Origin of the sequence: Pseudomonas sp. CFII68 (genome assembly GCF_000416195.1) — a bacterium.
Taxonomy (GTDB): domain Bacteria; phylum Pseudomonadota; class Gammaproteobacteria; order Pseudomonadales; family Pseudomonadaceae; genus Aquipseudomonas; species Aquipseudomonas kilonensis.
This window is the reverse complement of record NZ_ATLN01000102.1, coordinates 1-17,226: the sequence shown is the minus strand read 5'-3', so window position 1 is coordinate 17,226 and position 17,226 is coordinate 1. Positions and strand designations below refer to the sequence as shown.

The following is a 17,226-nucleotide window of genomic DNA, read 5'->3' as shown; positions in this document are numbered from 1 at the left end:
CACAGCAAACCACACTTAAATCAGGGAGCACTGATCTGTGGGAGCAAGGCTTGCCCGCGATGGCGGTCGATCAGGCACCCCACCTATCAAGACCTGTCCTGATGCCGCGGCCAACTCAAGCTGAAGCACGCCCCACCCAGACTCTTGCTCTTGCCGATCAGTGCCCGACCGTCGTGCCAGTGGATGATCCGTCGCACGATCGACAGCCCCAACCCATGGCCGCCCGAAGCCCGGGCGCGGCTGTCGTCCAGGCGCAGGAAGGGCTTGAAGATCCGCTCCCATGCCGCTTCCGGCACACCAGGCCCGTCGTCTTCCACGTCCACCCGACAGCGCAACTGGCCCACCTGGTAGCTGACGGTGACTCGGGAACTGGCGTGGCGCATGGCGTTGCCCACCAGGTTCTGCAGGGCGCGATGCAGAAAGCGTGGCTCGGCCTCGACCCAGGCGCCGTCGCAATCGGCGGCCGACAGGCATAGACCGCGCTCGACCGTGATCCCGGCCCGCAACGGCCCCAGCTCATCGATCACTTGATTGACCAGCGCATCCAGGTCCACCCGCTGGAAATTCAGGGCCGGCGACCCCTGCTCCAGCCGTGCGTAGGTGAGCATTTCGTCCACCAGCCGATCCAGGTCTTCAATGTCGTGGTCCATGCCCGCCAGGTATTTGTCCCGGGCCTGGGGCGTGGTGGCGCTGCCGAGCATTTCCAGGCCGAAGCGCAGGCGCGCCACCGGGGTGCGCAATTCGTGGGACACCGCCCGCACCAGCTCACGCTGGATCGCCAACAGTTGCTGCAGGTGCTCGGCCATGCCGTTGAACGCCGCGGCCAGTCGCCCGACCGAGTCGGCGCCTCGGGCCGGCACCCGGGTTTCCAGGCTGCCCTGGGCGATCTGGGTAGCGGCCGACTCCAGGCCACGCAAGCGCCGCTCCAATTGGCGAACCAACAGGTAGACGATCAAGCCGATCAGGCTCAACCCCAGCGCCGCGATCAACACCAGCCATTGCGGCGGATAAGGGTTCATCTGGTACAGCGGACCGATCTCCAGCACCCACGGCGTGCCGACCATCCCGGCGAAGACCCGGATGGAGTCGCCGCCCTTGCCCAGCGCCATCACCGTATCGCCCTCGGACACACGACGGCGCTGGTCTTCGTCCATGTCGGCCTGCTCGGCGGTCATGAGCCGCAGGTCGAAACCAAAACCTTTTTCCTGCGCCAATTGGGCGAGTCGCTGGGGTTGCTCGGCTACCGGGTAACGCACCAGCTCGTCGGCCAACAGGTAGATGGTCGCGCGGGCCAGTTGTTCGCTGATCTGCTGGACTTCCCCCACCAACATCAGTTGTTCGCCATCGCTGACCAGCCGATAGACTTTCGCCGCGTGCGGCCCGGTCTGCTCGACCAAGGCCTGGCCGCGCAGTACGCGGGTGCGCTGGCCAAGGTCGAGGCCGGCCTGGGTGAAGGTCTGCAACGCCAGGGGAATGCCCAGCAGGCGCTCCCACACCGCCAGCGCCCGGCGGCGCTCGGTGTCGTTCATCGGCCGCAGGTTGTCGGCCATCAACGAAAACGTACCGTGGGCCAGGCGCTCGCGGTATTGCTCGCTGCGGGTCTGGTTGAGCAGGTGCAGGGCCAGCACACCGAGGACCGCCACCAGCACCAGTGCCGCGCACATGCCGCCATAAATACGCAGGAAGATCGAATTCACGGTGCGAGGTCTACGCAGGCTTCAGGAACGAACAGGTAGCCTTTGCTGCGAATGGTCTTGATCAACCGTGGATGGTCCGGGTCGTCACCGATCTTGGGGCGGATACGCGAAATGCGCACATCGATGGAACGGTCCTGGCCGTCATAACCAATGCCGCGCAGGGCGGTAAAGATTTCTTCCCGGGACAGAATGCGCCCGGCATTGGACACCAGCAGCCACAGCAGGTCGAATTCGGCGCTGGTCAGCTCGATACCGTTGCCCTGCAACCAGGCTTCGCGCAGGGCGTCGTCGACCACCAGCGGGCCGAATTGCAGGCGTCGCGGCTTCTGCGCGACGTTCGGCTCCGGTTCGCTGCGCCGCAGCAGGGCCTGGATGCGCGCCAGGAGCAAACGCGGGCGAACCGGCTTGCAGACGTAATCATCGGCGCCCAGGTCCAGGCCCTGGATCTGATCGGTGTCGTCGGTGCGGGCGGTGAGCATCAGGATCGGCCCGTCATAGTGCTCGCGCACCTTGCGACAGATGCTCAGGCCGTCTTCGCCGGGCAGCATCAGGTCGAGGACCACCAGGTCCGGCTGCTCGGCAATGATCCGCGCCGCCGCCACCGCGCCGTCGCCTTCGATGGCGACACGCAATCCGTTGCTTTCGAGGTATTCCCGGGTCAGCTCGGCCAGACGCTGGTCATCCTCGACGATCAATACCTGCCAGGCTTCTTGTTCCACTGGGGCCTCGTCTTGCTGCGAATATAAAAGGAAGGATCAGCACAAACCCCTGTGGCGAACACAAAACCCTGTGGCGAGGGGATTTATCCCCGCTGGGCTGCGCAGCAGCCCCACATTGGCAACCGTGCGTGTCAGACAGAACGCAGGGGGCCGCTTCGCGACCCAGCGGGGATAAATCCCCTCGCCACAAGTGTCCGCTTCGAATACAGCCCCCGTCTTTTTGTCATGTTAAAGGAGGATAAACACACCCACGCATGGGCCGATTGTATAAACGTCGCCTGCGCGGAAAACAAGCGGACAAATGCGTTTCGATCGGCTGGGTTTTATGTGGTAATGTCCGCGCCCGCAAAAACCACCGGGCTGTTTTCGGATCGTCGAAATCGACGAAAAAAGGTCCACTCCAGCTAGGTCGCGGCCTACAGAGCAGTTCCACGTTTCGCACACAAATTACGCACAGGCTTATCCACAGGTAGTACGTTGCATACCCCCCAAAAACGCATTATCTTGTAGCCCGCCGCGCAAAAAACCCTACATGTAGGGTTTCAGGCCAAAAACCAAACACAAGTCGGGCAGAGAATTCAAGCGCTTTTCTTGCTTCTGTCCAGCTGAAACACCGAATTCCCCCAAGCCCAGACCGCCCCTGCGGATGGCAACTGTTTCAAGGTCGAAAACGACCGAAACGGTACGGGTGTTGCAGTCAATTGCTGCCACCCCGTCAACCCGGTTTCGAGCCTCGCTCGCAACCTGAGAACTTCGGATGGAAGCGGCATTAAACGCCTGCTTCCTACTGTCCCGAGGTTGTTATGCCCGGCGCCAGTCGGTTGTAGTGCTTCAGGACGGAACGGTGGGCACCGTGATGGTGCCCAAACAAACATAGAGAACGTGGAGACACCCATGCACACCGACACAACTCGCGAGAACCCGCAGGGCACCGCGCCGCTGGCCGCCGATTCGAACCCGGATCTGTCCGCCACCGCGCCGGGCCAACTGCGTGTGATCAAGCGTAACGGCACTGTCGTTCCTTACACCGATGACAAGATCACCGTCGCCATCACCAAAGCGTTTCTCGCAGTTGAAGGTGGCACCGCTGCCGCTTCGTCGCGAATCCACGACACCGTGGCCCGCCTGACCGAACAGGTCACCGCGACCTTCAAGCGTCGCATGCCCTCGGGCGGCACCATCCATATCGAAGAAATCCAGGACCAGGTCGAACTGGCCCTGATGCGTGCCGGCGAGCAGAAAGTAGCCCGCGACTACGTGATCTACCGTGACTCCCGCGCCAAGGAACGTGCTATCCGCACCCCGGCCGACGCACCGGTCCAGGCCCACCCATCGATCCGCATCGCCCGCGCCGACGGCAGCCTGGCGCCGCTGGACATGGGCCGCCTGAACACCATCGTCACCGAGGCCTGCGAAGGCCTGGAAGAAGTCGATGGCGACCTGATCCAGCGCGAAACCCTGAAGAACCTCTATGACGGCGTCGCCCTCAAGGACGTCAACACCGCGCTGGTGATGACCGCGCGGACCCTGGTGGAACGCGAGCCGAACTACTCCTTCGTGACCGCCCGCCTGCTGATGGACACCCTGCGTGCCGAAGGCCTGAGCTTCCTGGAAGTCGCCGAGAGCGCGACCCACCACGAAATGGTCGACCTGTACGCCAAGGCCTTGCCGGCCTACGTCGCCAAGGGTATCGAGTTCGAATTGCTGAACCCGGTCCTGGCCGAATTCGACCTGGAAAAACTCGGCAAGGCGATCAACCACGAGCGCGACCAGCAGTTCACCTACCTGGGCCTGCAAACCCTGTACGACCGTTACTTCATCCACAAGGATGGCGTGCGTTTCGAACTGCCGCAGATCTTCTTCATGCGCGTGGCCATGGGCCTGGCGATCGAAGAGAAGCAGCGCGAAGACCGTGCGATCGAGTTCTACAACCTGTTGTCGTCCTTCGACTACATGGCCTCGACCCCGACCCTGTTCAACGCCGGTACCCTGCGTCCACAGCTGTCGAGCTGCTACCTGACCACCGTTCCAGATGACCTGTCGGGCATCTACGGCGCGATCCACGACAACGCCATGCTGTCGAAATTCGCCGGTGGCCTGGGCAACGACTGGACTCCGGTTCGCGCATTGGGCTCGTACATCAAGGGCACCAACGGCAAATCCCAGGGCGTCGTGCCGTTCCTCAAAGTGGTCAACGACACCGCAGTCGCGGTCAACCAGGGCGGCAAGCGCAAGGGCGCGGTCTGTGCCTACCTGGAAACCTGGCACATGGACATCGAAGAGTTCATCGAGCTGCGCAAGAACACCGGTGATGACCGTCGTCGTACCCACGACATGAACACCGCCAACTGGATCCCTGACCTGTTCATGAAGCGCGTCTTCGATGACGGCAAGTGGACCCTGTTCTCGCCATCCGAAGTGCCAGACCTGCACGACCTGACCGGCAAGGCTTTCGAAGAGCGCTACGAGTACTACGAAGCCCTGACCGAGTACAACAAGATCAAGCTGTTCAAAGTCGTCCAGGCCAAAGACCTGTGGCGCAAGATGCTGTCGATGCTGTTCGAAACCGGCCACCCATGGCTGACCTTCAAGGACCCGTGCAACCTGCGCAGCCCGCAGCAGCACGTGGGCGTGGTCCACAGCTCGAACCTGTGCACCGAGATCACCCTGAACACCAACAAGGACGAGATCGCGGTCTGCAACCTGGGCTCGATCAACCTGCCGAACCACATCGTCGACGGCAAGCTGGACACCGCCAAGCTGCAACGCACCGTGAACACCGCCGTGCGCATGCTCGACAACGTGATCGACATCAACTACTACTCGGTGCCACAGGCGAAGAACTCCAACTTCAAGCACCGTCCGGTCGGCTTGGGCATCATGGGCTTCCAGGACGCCTTGTACCTGCAGCACATCCCGTACGGTTCCGATGCCGCGGTCGAGTTCGCCGACAAGTCCATGGAAGCGGTCAGCTACTACGCGATCCAGGCTTCCTGCGACCTGGCCGACGAGCGTGGCGCCTACGAGACGTTCCAGGGTTCGCTGTGGTCCCAGGGCATCCTGCCGCTGGACTCGCAACAGATCCTGATCGCCCAGCGCGGCCAGAAGTACATCGACGTTGACCTGAATGAATCCCTGGACTGGGCACCGGTTCGTGCCCGTGTACAGAAAGGCATTCGTAACTCCAACATCATGGCCATCGCACCGACCGCCACCATCGCCAACATCACTGGCGTGTCGCAGTCGATCGAACCGACCTACCAGAACCTGTATGTGAAATCGAACCTGTCGGGCGAGTTCACCGTGATCAACCCGTACCTGGTTCGCGACCTCAAGGCCCGTGGCCTGTGGGACTCGGTCATGATCAACGACCTGAAGTACTACGACGGTTCGGTGCAGCAGATCGAACGCATCCCGCAAGAGCTCAAAGAGCTCTACGCCACTGCGTTCGAAGTGGACACCAAGTGGATCGTCGACGCCGCCAGCCGTCGCCAGAAGTGGATCGACCAGGCTCAGTCGCTGAACCTGTACATCGCCGGTGCTTCGGGCAAGAAGCTGGACGTGACCTACCGCATGGCCTGGTACCGTGGTCTGAAAACCACTTACTACCTCCGTGCCCTGGCCGCGACCAGCACCGAGAAGTCGACCATCAACACCGGCAAGCTGAACGCTGTTTCCAGCGGCGGCAACCACGGTGACGATTCGGTCCTGGCTGCTCCAGCAGGCCCAGCGCCAGTGCCAAAGGCCTGCGCGATCGACGAGCCGGATTGCGAAGCTTGCCAATAAGCTGAGCGGATGGGCGCGTAAAGGCGCCTGCTGAAAGAAGCCCCCGATAGACTGCTGGTTTATCGGGGGTTTTCTTTTGCCTGGAGAAAAGTCGGTGCCTGGACTGGCCCCATCGCGAGCAAGCTCGCTCCCACAGGGGTAAGCATTCCAATGTGGGAGCGAGCTTGCTCGCGATGGGGTCAGGCCAGGCACCACAAAAATCACCGCCCATGAAAAAGCCCCTCTTGCGAGGGGCTCCTTGTGCAGCCTTCAAACAACCATCGACATCAAGCCATCTGAATGATGGTCTGCATGATGGTGCTCTGTGTGGAGATGGTCTTGGCGTTCGCCTGGTAGTTGCTTTGCGCCTTGATCAGCTCGACCAGTTCGTTGGTCAGGTTGACGTTGGACTCTTCCAGGGAGTTGGAGACGATCGAACCCAGGGTCCCGGTTTCCGGAGCATCGTAGCCCGGGATGCCCGAGGCGAAGGTTTCTTTCCAGCTGGTGCCGCCTACCGGCTGCAAACCCTGCTCGTTGGTGAAACTGGCGAGGGCGAGCTGACCGATCGGCTTGGTCTGGTTGTTGCTGAAGTTGGCCAGCAATACACCGCTGCCGTCGATGGTCAGGTTGGTGATCTGGCCAGTGGCGTAACCGTTCTGAGCCGGGATCGAACGCGCGGTGTCGGCGTTGAACTGGGTGGTATTGCCCATGGAGATCGTGATGGTTGGTGCACTGGCGGCGCCGTTGGCGGTCCATGTCCCGTTGGTCACGGTGCCAGGAACCCAACCGGTCAATACCAGATCGCTATTGACCGTCGCTGGCGGAGTGGTGACCGTGGTCAACCTGCCGCTCGAATCGAAGTTCATGGTCGAAGGAACAGGCGCGGTCACACCGGTCGTGGTCGGCGCGGTGCCGTTGAGGTTACGACCATCGATCAAGGTATAGACGTTCCAGGTGTTGCCGGCAGTCTTGACCATGTACTGGTCCATGGAATGCTGGTTGCCTTGGGTGTCATAGACCGGGGTGGTGAATTGCTTGGTGAACGTGGCGGTGTCGGCCGGATTGAACGCCGCGGTGATCGGCGTTGCCGTCGAGTTCAGGTTGATCGTCGAGGAAACCAGGCTGGTGGCATTCGGCGGCAGGTTCGAGGTATCGATGCGCAGGTCGGTCAGGATACCGTTCTGGATCTTGCCGTTGGCATCCACGCCATAGCCTTGCAGGCGCGAAGTGCCGTCGCTGTTGGTGATGAAGCCTTCCTTGTCGGTCTTGAAGGTACCGGCACGGGTGTAGCTCAGGGAGCCGTCGTTGCTCAGGACAAAGAAGCCCTGGCCCTGGATGCCCATGTCCAGCACGTTGCCGGTGTTGTTCACGTCACCCTGGCCGAACTGCTGGGAAACGTTGGCCAGGCGCACGCCGTTGCCGACGGTCTTGCTGCCCGAACCCAGCTTGGTGGCCGAGTAGACGTCTTCGAATTCCGCGCGGGACGATTTGAAACCGGTGGTCGCCACGTTGGCGATGTTGTTGCCGGTCACGTCCAGCTGTTTGTTGGCTGCATAGAGACCGCTAAGGCCGATGTTGAAAGACATGTTGACTCCTTTTGCCGGTTAGTCGGCTCTACATACCAATAGTTTGTACTTTGGACAGGGCAATGCTGCCCAGTCCGGCCAGGTTGAGCATCAGTTCACCGCCCGTCTGGCTGATCGTCACGCTGCTGACCGTGGCCGGCAGGTTGGTAATCAGTGACGTGGCCTTGCCGTCGATGGTGGTCGAGGCCGCGAAGGTGTAAGTGCCCGATTCAACGACCGTGCCCGCATCGTTCTTGCCATCCCAGATGAACGCGGAATTGCCGGCGTTCTGGCTGCCCAAGTCGATGGTGCGAACGGTCTTGCCGTCCTTGTCCACGATCTTGACGGCGACAGAAGACACCGATGTCGGTACCACCACCGTGCCGTTGAGGCTCTTGGAGGTATCGACCACCGCCTTGTCACCCGGGGCAATGACCGAGCGGCCCACCAGCGACGAGGCCTGCAAGGCCTGGGACGAGTTGTAGTTGCCGGCGATACCGCTCACGGTGTCGTTAAGGGTGGTGATGCCTTCCAGGCTGCTGAACTGCGCCAACTGGGCAACGAACTCGCCGTTATCCTGTGGCTCCAGCGGGTTCTGGTTTTTCAGCTGGGTCACGAGCAACTGCAGGAACGCATCCTTGCCCAATTCCTTCTTGCCGGTCGCCGAACCAGTCACCGTGCCCAGGGAATCAGTCGTGGTGTTGGTCTTGACCGAGGAGTTGGCCAGAATCTCGTTGAGGCTCAAACCACTTGTCGTATTGGTAACGCTCATGTGACTCGCCCCTTATCACTGACCGAGGGTCAGGACCTTCTGCATCATGGTTTTGGCGGTGTTCATCATTTCGACGTTGGTCTGGAACGAACGGCTGGCGGAAATCATGTCGGCCATTTCTTCGACGACGTTGACGTTCGGGTAGTAGACGTAACCCTTGGCGTCGGCAGCCGGATGGTTTGGCTCATAACGGGCATCGAGGTTGCTCTGGTCTTCGACCACGCCAAGCACTTGTACGCCCTGCCCGGCCGCGTCCTGCTCCTGGAACAGCGAATCGCTGCCGCCGGACTGGCCGCCCTGGAACATGGTGGCAAATACCGGGTGGCGAGCGCGGTAGGTCTGGTCGATGCTCGACGAAACGGTCTCGGCGTTGGCGATGTTACTGGCGACGGTGTTCAGGCGAGTGGTCTGGGCACTCATGGCACTGCCGGCAATGTTGAATACGCTAGCAATCGACATGGCTTACTCTCCGCGCAGGGCCGATACCAGCCCTTTGAACTTGCTGTTGAGCAGGGTGAAGCTGGCCTGGAAGTTCACGGAGTTTTCCGTGTAGTTGGACTGTTCCAGTTGAGCGTCCACGGTGTTCTGGTCGATCGACGGCTGCATCGGCGTGCGATACATCAGCGATTCGTCGCCATTGCCCAGGCCTTCGGCTTCGATATGACGGGTGTTGGTCATGTTCAGGGCGAAGTGGCCGTTCTTGGTCTTCTCGCTCTGCTCGGCGAGCACCTTGGAGAAGTCCAGGTCCCGCGCCTTGTAGTTCGGGGTGTCGGCGTTGGCGATGTTATTGGCCAGGACTTCGGCACGCTGGGCGCGGAAGCTCAGGGCCTGTTCGTGGATACCGAGCGCTTTATCGAAGCTGATGCTCATGGCGGAAACCTTTGGGTGACCAGAATGTACGTACGACGGCTAAAGCAAGCGTCGTGCCATTTTCAGAAACCCCATAAACCGGGGCTTTGCGGGCACCGGCAACGCGGCAATGCCAGAAAAGCGGCAACGGGTTTCCGCCGGCTGCCGCTTTTCTGCCGCTTTTCAAGGGCAGTGATATTCCAAATGTGGGAGCGGGCTTGCTCGCGAAAGCGGTGTGACTGTGACAGTTATCTTGACTGACACACCGCTTTCGCGAGCAAGCCCGCTCCCACAGGAGACTGTGGTGGATTGGGGGAAACTGGCAGGCAAAAAAAACGGGAGCCCCTTGGGACTCCCGTTTTTTTGACAGCTCAAGCCAATCACTTTGCCTGGTAGATGATCCCCGGGCTGCATTGGACCATCTGGTAATGATCCGGCAAACCGTTCAACGCCTCGGAGGCGCCGAGGAACAGGTAACCGCCCGGCTTGAGCGTGCTATGGATGCGCAGCAGGATGTCTTTCTTCACTTCGGCAGAGAAGTAGATCAGCACGTTGCGGCAGAACACGATGTCGAACTTGCCCAGGCTGGCGTAGCTGTCCAGCAGGTTGAACGAGCGGAACTCCACCCGGCTCTTGATCGGCGCCTTGACCACCCATTTACCCGGCCCTTTCGGATCAAAGAACCGTTGCAGGCGATCCGGCGACAGGCCCCGGCCGATGGCCAGGCTATCGTACTCGCCGGTCTTGCAGTTGTTGAGCATGGTTCCGGACAGGTCGGTGGCGACGATCTGCACGCCGCCTTTCAACTGGCCGAGGTTGGAGCGTTCGAACTCATCGATGGACATCGACAGCGAATAGGGTTCCTGCCCCGATGAACAGGCCGCCGACCAGATTCGCAGGCGCTGGCCCGGGCTGGCCTTGATGGCTGCCGGCAGCACTCTGTTCTTCAGCACCTCGAACGGATAGGTGTCACGAAACCACAGGGTTTCGTTGGTGGTCATGGCGTCCACCACCATCTCGCGCAAGCCGCTGCGCGGTTGGGTCTGGATACGCTGCACCAACTCGCCCAATGACTTGAGGCCCTGTTGCTCCATCAATTTATTGAGACGGCTCGACACCAGGTACTGCTTGTTTTCACCAAGCAAGATGCCACAGGCTTTTTCCAGGAAGACCCGGAACTGTTCGAAATCCAAATTACCCGTAGACAAGATACCGCCTCTTTCATCGTGTTGACTTGCCGGGCGCACCACGCGCCCGACCTTTACTTTATTCTGCTGCCTTGATCCGATCGACGACCCGGGAAGCCAGGTCATCGGGGCGGAATTTCGCCAGGAAATCGTCGGCACCGACCTTCTTGACCATCGCCTGGTTGAAAACCCCGGACAACGAAGTATGCAAGATGATGTGCAGCTTTTGCATGCGCGGGTCGCTGCGGATTTCCGAGGTCAGGGTGTACCCGTCCATCTCCGGCATCTCGATGTCGGAGATCATCATCAGAAACTCTTCTTCCGGCTTCTTGCCCTCGTCGACCAGTTTGCGCAGGTAATCCAGCGCCTGCCGTCCATCGTTCAAGGCCACCACCTCGACGCCGATCGTTTGTAGACAACGGGTGACTTGCTTACGTGCCACCGAAGAATCATCAACGGTCAGTACGCGCAGTGAAATCGCCTTGTGCTGGGTTTCGGCATCGACCACGCCCAGGGAAATGGTCTCCGTGGTGGGCGCCACTTCGGCAAGGATCTTCTCCACGTCGATGATTTCCACCAGTTGGTTATCGACCCGGGTCACCGCCGTCAGGTAGTGATCGCGGCCGGTGCCCTTGGGTGGCGGATGGATCTCCTCCCAGTTCATGTTGACGATCCGCTCCACCGAGCGCACCAGAAAACCCTGGGTCTTGGTGTTGTACTCGGTGATGATCACAAACGGATTGCTCTGGTCCAGCAGCCGACCGGAACCCGTCGCCATCGCCAGGTCGAGAATCGGGATGGTCGCCCCGCGGATATTCGCCACGCCGCACACGACGGGATTGGACTTGGGCATCAGGGTCAGCTTGGGGCATTGCAGCACCTCGCGAACCTTGAATACGTTGATCCCATACATTTGTTGGCCGTCGAGACGGAACAACAACAGCTCGAGGCGATTCTGACCGACCAGCTGAGTGCGCTGGTTTACCGAATCCATTACTCCCGCCATGCCCTGACTCCTACATAACGCTAATGTGTCCGACGCGCATTCATCACTAAACGGCACGGGGCTTGCTATTGAACCGGCATGAACGCACAAACGACATTTTCTCGACGCCTGACCACTCACTGCCGCCACTGGCTCGGTGCACTGCTGGCTGTCTGCTTGTTCGCTTCGGGCGGTCCTGCCCTTGCTGCAGTTCCGGTTACCTTGCCTGATCTACTTATCGGCGTCACTCAGGGCTTTCTTGAATTCACCGTAGAAGACTATCTGGCTACCAGTCAAACCGAAGGTCGTTACGAAATCGAAGTCAACCAGCTCGACCCACGCCTGCGCATGCCCATGTGTGACAAGGAATTGACTGCTTCGCTGGAGAGCCCGGCCCGGCCCCTGGGCCGCGTCACGGTGAAGGTTCGTTGCGACAGCGCCGCGCCCTGGACGGTGTTCGTGCCCGCTCAAGTGCGCCTGTTTCGAGACATTGTCACCACCACTCGTCCGCTTAAACGGGCCGGGATCGTCGAGCCCCAGGACGTGATCTTGCGCGAACGGGACATCAGCCAGATCACCCAAGGCTTCCTGACCTCCGTCGACCAGGCCATCGGGCAGAAACTTGTCCGACCAATGGTCGCCGATCAGGTCGTGACACTGGTGCACCTGGAGCAGGCCGAGGTGGTCCGCAAGGGCGACCAGGTGGTCATCACCGCCCGCAGCGGCTCCCTGGCCGTGCGGATGCCCGGCGAGGCCCTGTCCAACGGCGGCATGCGTGAACAGATACGGGTAAAAAACCTCAACTCCCAGCGCGTGATCAAGGCGCAAGTGATGGCCCCTGGCCAAGTGGAAGTGGCGATGTAGTGATTGGGTAGAGGAGGTAGAAAGCTGGCGCTTGATCCCGGTGTTCCCTAGACTGTGCCTTACGCAAAGGCAAGCGCAGACGTGCGCACGCTCATTGTATAAATGAGCCTAAAGTTTTTTGGGGGATGGCCGAAAACATGGCAAGCGTCCAAATACCCAGAGGTTTTTTACCATGGTCATCGATTTCAATCGTTTAAACAGCTCTTCACCGCTGACAGGCACTACGCGTACCAGCGCCACCAAGGAAACCGCCGAAGCCGGCAAATCCGCGCCGCTGCCTACACCCGCCGAACAAGTCAGCAACGGGGAGTCGGTACACCTCAGCACTGAGGCTCAGCAGTTGCAGAAGGTCACTGACAAGCTGCGCGATCAACCTGTCGTCGACAACGCCCGCGTGGCCGAGTTGAAAGCAGCAATCGCCGATGGCAGCTACAAAGTCGACAGCAACCGCGTAGCCAGCAAACTGCTCAACTTCGAAGCCCAGCGCTAGGCCACCGCCTGCGCCAGGCTTTTGGACGCTAAGACCCAAGGCCAGCCATGCACGACACTCATTTATTGCAACTGATCATCGACGACTTTGTTCCAGCACAACAATTGCTGGAATTGTTGCAGGCCGAATCCGTGGCACTGCACGGTCGCGACATGCCTCTGCTGGAGAATATCCTGGCGCAGAAACAGGCATTGATCATCTTGCTTGACCAGCATGGCCGCAAACGCAGCGAGATCCTCGCCAGCCTCAACCTGCCCGCCAATCATGACGGCCTTGAGCAGTTGGCCAGCCAGTCGACCCTCGGCGATCAGTTGCTGTCCCAGAGCAACGTGCTCAACGACCTGCTCGCCCAATGCCAGGCGACCAACGCCCGCAACGGCCAGTCGATCCTGATGCAGCAGGCCGCCACCGCCAACCAGTTGCGCATTCTCAACGGTGGCGAGATCCCGACGCTGTATGACGCTAGCGGTTCAACGGCCCGAATGGTCAAGCACCGCCCGCTCAGCCAGGCATGAAACGAACAATGCCTTCGCTCTATCAACGCGCGATACATGCTGGCAAAATGCCCGCCTTTCGTAGTCGTATTTTGCCTGGAGATTGACTCACCGTGTTCAATGCCTCAAACGCGGATGATGCTCCGCAGCCGCCCAAGGTCCTCACCACGCCCCTGGAAATCTCCGGCAACCTGCGGATGCTGCAAGAAAGCCACGACCCGCTGATCATTACCTTCCACGAACGCACCCAGCGCTTCCAGAGTTATCTGGTCAACGTCGATCGCGAGACCAACTCCATTGCCCTGGATGAAATGATCCCCCGGGACGGCGAGCGTTTCCTGCTGGCCGGCGAGCCGTTTCGTGTCGAGGGTTTCCATGACGGCGTGCGTATCGCATGGGATGGCAAGGGCCCACTGACCATCGATGAATCCAGCGACGGTCGCTGCTATCGCGGCGCCCTGCCCGACGAAGTGGTCTACCACCAACGTCGCAACGCCTTCCGCGCCGCCCTGAAACTGGCACAACTGGTGAGCGTTGAACTGGGCGGCGACAAGATGAAGTCCCCGGTGGATGGCAAGCTGCTGGACATTTCCGCCACCGGTTGCAAGTTGCGCTTCGAGGGCGACATCACGGAGCGTCTGCAATTGGGCCAGGTGTACGAGCGCTTCATCGCGGCCCTGCCTTTTGGCAACATGACCGCGCCAGTCGAGCTGCGCTACCTGCATTTCGAAGAAAGGATCAACACCACGTTCGCCGGTGTACGCTTCCACAACATCAGCGGCCTGGTGCAACGGCAGGTCGAGCGGTTCGTCTACCAGCTCCAGCGAGAAGCCCGGCGCTTCGATAAAGACGACCTCTGATTTTCGAGGCATAAAAAACGGGCAGTCCCTTGCGGTGACTGCCCGTTTTTTTATGCCTGCTTCAAGGCCTGGCCTGGGTAAAACTCGGTGTCTCAGGCGCCTCGGTTTCAGTTTCAGCCTCGGCCGCAGCCTCAGTGGTCGGTTCAGGCTCCACGTCCGGATTGGCTGGCGACTGCATCTGCTCCTGCACCACCTGCTCATCCACCCGTGGATCAAGGCACGCCACCAAAGGCGAACTCGACATGCTGTCCGGCATTGCCACGTGATGCAGCGGTGCGTCATCGACCTGATGCAGGTTGGTCACCGCTTTCGGCCGGATCCGCCACACCAGCACCAAGGCGAAGAAAGCGAAGAAGGCGTAGAGCATCTGGCTGCCGAACATCTTCATCAGCACACCAGCCACCAGCGGCCCGATACTGGCGCCAACACCATAGGTCACCAGCAGCATCGCGGTCAGGGACACCCTTCGATCAGCTTCGACGTGGTCGTTGGAAAATGCCACCGCCAGCGGATAGAGGCAGAACTGCACCAGCGAACAGAAGAATCCCGCGACGAACAGCACCTCCAGCGGCACCGTCGGAAGAATTGCCAATGGCAGCGCACAGATCGTCAGGACCAGCGCAAAGCAGCGGATCAACAGCGCCCGGTCATAACGGTCGGACAGCCACCCCAGCGGCCACTGCACCAGCAATCCGGCGAAGATGCAGCTACCCATGAACAGACCGACCTGCTCGGTCGACAGGCCCTGCTGAGAGGCATACAGGGGCGCCAGGCCATAGAACGAGCCGACGATCAACCCGGAACCCAGCACCGTACTCAATGACTGCGGCACACGCTTGATGAAGAAACGCGGCTCCATGGGCGCCGGATGCAGCGCCGCCGGGTGAATTCGCCGGGTCAGTGTCACCGGCACCAGGCACAAGGCGAAGCACAGCGCCACCAGCATCAACAGCTCAGGCCCCAGGGCCGGGTGCATGACCAGGATCAACTGGCCCAGCACCAGCCCCAGGTACGAGGCGATCATATAGCCGCTGAACACCACGCCACGCTGCTTGGCGTCGGCCTGCTCGTTGAGCCAGCTCTCGATGACCATGTACTGGCACATCATCCCGAGGCCGACAATCATCCGCAGCACAATCCAGGCCGGCAGCCAGTCCACCAGGCCATGGCCCAGCACGGCCGCCCCGACAATCCCGGCGCAGGCCGAATAGGCGCGGATGTGGCCGACGCGGGCGATCAGCCGGTGGCCGATCTTGCCACCCAGCACCAGGCCGAAATAGTTGGCAGCCATCAGCGCACCGACCCAGAGGCTGTCCACATGGTCGGCGGCCAGGCGCAAGGCCAGGTAAGTACTCAAGAGGCCCGAGCCGATCAACATCATCAGCGAGGCGAAATAAAGCGCTCGAAAAGGTTTCCAGATTTGGCGCATCGGCGTTCCGAGCGGCTCCTTGAGGTGAGTAAGGGCTACCTGTTGAAGATAGCCCGAATGCGACGGTTCGTTATGCCTGGGCCGCGAGGACACGCCGCTCCCAAGGCGTGATTTCATCGAAGAAGCTGGTCAGTTCCAGGGTCTTGGAGGCGATGTAGCCTTCGATGAACTCCGTACCGAACAGTTCCTTCGCCAGATGACTACGCTTCAGACGCTCCAGGGCAGCATGCAAGGTACATGGCAGCGACAGATTATCCGGCACTTCGAATTCGCCCTGGATCGCCGCGCTCGGCTCCAGGTGATGTTCGATCCCATACAGCCCGGCGGCCAGGCTGGCAGCAATCGCCAGATAGGGGTTGGCATCGGCCCCCGGCAAGCGGTTCTCGACCCGCCGGGCCACTGGCGAACTGGCGGGAATCCGCAACCCGGCCGAACGGTTGTCATGGGACCAACAGGCATTGTTCGGTGAGGCGAACGGGTGGCACAGGCGCTGGTAGGAATTCACATTCGGCGCGAACAACGCGGTGAAATCCGCCAGGCATGCCTGTTGCCCACCGATGAAGTGCCGGAAAGCGGCCGTCGGTTCGCCTGCCTCGTCGCTGAAGACGTTGCGACCGCTGTCCGCCTCGACGACGCTCTGGTGGATATGCATCGAGCTGCCCGGCGTGTGGGCCAGGGGCTTGGACATGCAGACCACGGTCAGGCCGTGCTTGAGGGCCACTTCCTTGAGCAGGTGCTTGAACAGGAACGTCTGGTCGGCCAGCAACAGCGGATCGCCGTGCAGCAGATTGATCTCGAACTGGCTCACGCCCATTTCATGCATGAAGGTGTCGCGAGGCAGGCCCAGCGCCGCCATGCAGGCATAGACTTCACTGAAGAACGGGCGCAGGCCGTTGTTGGAGCTGACGCTGAACGCCGAATGGCCGTCTTCACGACGCCCATCCAGGCCCATCGGCGGCTGGAACGGCTGGGTCGGGTCCGGGTTGGGGGCGAACACGAAGAATTCCAGTTCGGTCGCCACCACCGGCGCCAGGCCAAGGGCGGCATAGCGAGCGACAACGGCCTTGAGCTGGCCGCGCGTCGAGAGCCGGGAGCTTTCACCGCTCAGCTCGTCGGCGTCGCAGATCGCCAGGGCACGGGGCTGTTGGCTCCAGGGCAGGCGGTGGATCTGTTTCGGATCGGCCACCAACGCCAGGTCGCCGTCGTCGCTGCCGTAGAAACGCGACGGCGGATAACCGCCCATGATGCATTGCAGCAGCACGCCCCGCGCCAACTGCAGCCGCCGGCCTTCGAGGAAACCCTCAGCGGTCATTACCTTGCCCCGCGGCACGCCATTCAAATCCGGCGTGACACATTCAATCTCATCAATGCCCGTCAGTCGCTGCGCGAGTGAACGCTGGCCATCGGTCGTCATGACGCAATCCTTGTTATGTGCGAGCCGCGAACGGCAACCCGTACAAAATAGGCTTCAGCTGTTCGGAATATCAAGCACCCGGAGGCAATAAACACCGAGTGCGGGAAATGTGGGAGCGGGCTTGCTCGCGAAAGCG

At 60.8% G+C, this 17,226-nt stretch carries 15 protein-coding genes; 5 read left to right on the top strand and 10 right to left on the bottom strand.

All coding sequences use genetic code 11. The annotated features are described in order from the left end of the window. Positions 1 to 86 precede the first annotated feature (86 nt). Together CFII68_RS08740 and CFII68_RS08745 are read right to left on the bottom strand one after the other, a co-directional pair. Positions 87 to 1,697, bottom strand: a complete 1,611-nt coding sequence (locus tag CFII68_RS08740) for an ATP-binding protein (RefSeq protein WP_018610289.1) — start codon at positions 1,695 to 1,697, stop codon at positions 87 to 89. After that, on the bottom strand, positions 1,694 to 2,416 hold the full coding sequence (locus CFII68_RS08745) for a response regulator transcription factor (protein ID WP_018610287.1): 723 nt from the start codon (positions 2,414 to 2,416) through the stop codon (positions 1,694 to 1,696). Before CFII68_RS08745 ends, CFII68_RS08740 begins: the two co-directional genes overlap by 4 nt. A gap of 894 nt (positions 2,417 to 3,310) precedes the next feature. Here CFII68_RS08745 and CFII68_RS08750 point away from each other — a divergent pair. Then, the gene (locus CFII68_RS08750; RefSeq protein ID WP_018610285.1) at positions 3,311 to 6,202 is read left to right on the top strand and encodes a ribonucleoside-diphosphate reductase subunit alpha; all 2,892 of its coding nucleotides are present in this window, start codon (positions 3,311 to 3,313) and stop codon (positions 6,200 to 6,202) included. A gap of 266 nt (positions 6,203 to 6,468) precedes the next feature. On the opposite strand, the gene flgE is transcribed toward CFII68_RS08750, so the two are convergent. From flgE to CFII68_RS08780, 6 genes are all read right to left on the bottom strand, one after another. Then, positions 6,469 to 7,767 (bottom strand): flagellar hook protein FlgE, encoded by a 1,299-nt coding sequence (gene flgE, locus CFII68_RS08755; RefSeq protein ID WP_018610283.1) that lies wholly within the window; start codon positions 7,765 to 7,767, stop codon positions 6,469 to 6,471. A 28-nt stretch (positions 7,768 to 7,795) separates the two neighbouring features. Beyond that, on the bottom strand, positions 7,796 to 8,518 hold the full coding sequence (gene flgD, locus CFII68_RS08760; protein WP_018610281.1) for a flagellar hook assembly protein FlgD: 723 nt from the start codon (positions 8,516 to 8,518) through the stop codon (positions 7,796 to 7,798). 15 nt (positions 8,519 to 8,533) lie between these two features. Continuing rightward, positions 8,534 to 8,977 (bottom strand): flagellar basal body rod protein FlgC, encoded by a 444-nt coding sequence (flgC, locus tag CFII68_RS08765; protein WP_014339780.1) that lies wholly within the window; start codon positions 8,975 to 8,977, stop codon positions 8,534 to 8,536. Positions 8,978 to 8,980: 3 nt separating this feature from the next. Continuing rightward, positions 8,981 to 9,388 (bottom strand): flagellar basal body rod protein FlgB, encoded by a 408-nt coding sequence (flgB, locus tag CFII68_RS08770; protein WP_018610277.1) that lies wholly within the window; start codon positions 9,386 to 9,388, stop codon positions 8,981 to 8,983. 359 nt (positions 9,389 to 9,747) lie between these two features. Continuing rightward, complete coding sequence (gene cheR, locus CFII68_RS08775; RefSeq protein ID WP_018610275.1) at positions 9,748 to 10,575, bottom strand: protein-glutamate O-methyltransferase CheR; 828 nt, start codon at positions 10,573 to 10,575, stop codon at positions 9,748 to 9,750. 58 nt (positions 10,576 to 10,633) lie between these two features. Further along, positions 10,634 to 11,560, bottom strand: a complete 927-nt coding sequence (locus tag CFII68_RS08780) for a chemotaxis protein CheV (RefSeq protein ID WP_018610273.1) — start codon at positions 11,558 to 11,560, stop codon at positions 10,634 to 10,636. A gap of 78 nt (positions 11,561 to 11,638) precedes the next feature. Between CFII68_RS08780 and flgA the strand changes: the two genes are divergently transcribed. The 4 genes from flgA (at position 11,639) to CFII68_RS08800 (ending at position 14,247) form a co-directional block, all read left to right on the top strand. Further along, positions 11,639 to 12,403, top strand: coding sequence for a flagellar basal body P-ring formation chaperone FlgA (gene flgA / locus CFII68_RS08785; protein WP_018610271.1), 765 nt, complete (start codon positions 11,639 to 11,641; stop codon positions 12,401 to 12,403). A 172-nt stretch (positions 12,404 to 12,575) separates the two neighbouring features. Further along, positions 12,576 to 12,893, top strand: a complete 318-nt coding sequence (flgM, locus tag CFII68_RS08790) for a flagellar biosynthesis anti-sigma factor FlgM (RefSeq protein ID WP_018610269.1) — start codon at positions 12,576 to 12,578, stop codon at positions 12,891 to 12,893. 47 nt (positions 12,894 to 12,940) lie between these two features. Next, the gene (locus CFII68_RS08795) at positions 12,941 to 13,408 is read left to right on the top strand and encodes a flagella synthesis protein FlgN (protein WP_018610267.1); all 468 of its coding nucleotides are present in this window, start codon (positions 12,941 to 12,943) and stop codon (positions 13,406 to 13,408) included. Between the two features lie 92 nt (positions 13,409 to 13,500). Next, the gene (locus CFII68_RS08800) at positions 13,501 to 14,247 is read left to right on the top strand and encodes a flagellar brake protein (protein WP_018610265.1); all 747 of its coding nucleotides are present in this window, start codon (positions 13,501 to 13,503) and stop codon (positions 14,245 to 14,247) included. A gap of 61 nt (positions 14,248 to 14,308) precedes the next feature. On the opposite strand, the gene CFII68_RS08805 is transcribed toward CFII68_RS08800, so the two are convergent. Beyond that, positions 14,309 to 15,676 carry an MFS transporter gene (locus CFII68_RS08805; RefSeq protein WP_018610264.1) on the bottom strand — a complete coding sequence of 456 codons (1,368 nt, stop codon included), beginning with the start codon at positions 15,674 to 15,676 and terminating at the stop codon, positions 14,309 to 14,311. Between the two features lie 70 nt (positions 15,677 to 15,746). Continuing rightward, on the bottom strand, positions 15,747 to 16,988 hold the full coding sequence (locus tag CFII68_RS08810) for a glutamine synthetase family protein (protein ID WP_162493989.1): 1,242 nt from the start codon (positions 16,986 to 16,988) through the stop codon (positions 15,747 to 15,749). Positions 16,989 to 17,226 lie beyond the last annotated feature (238 nt).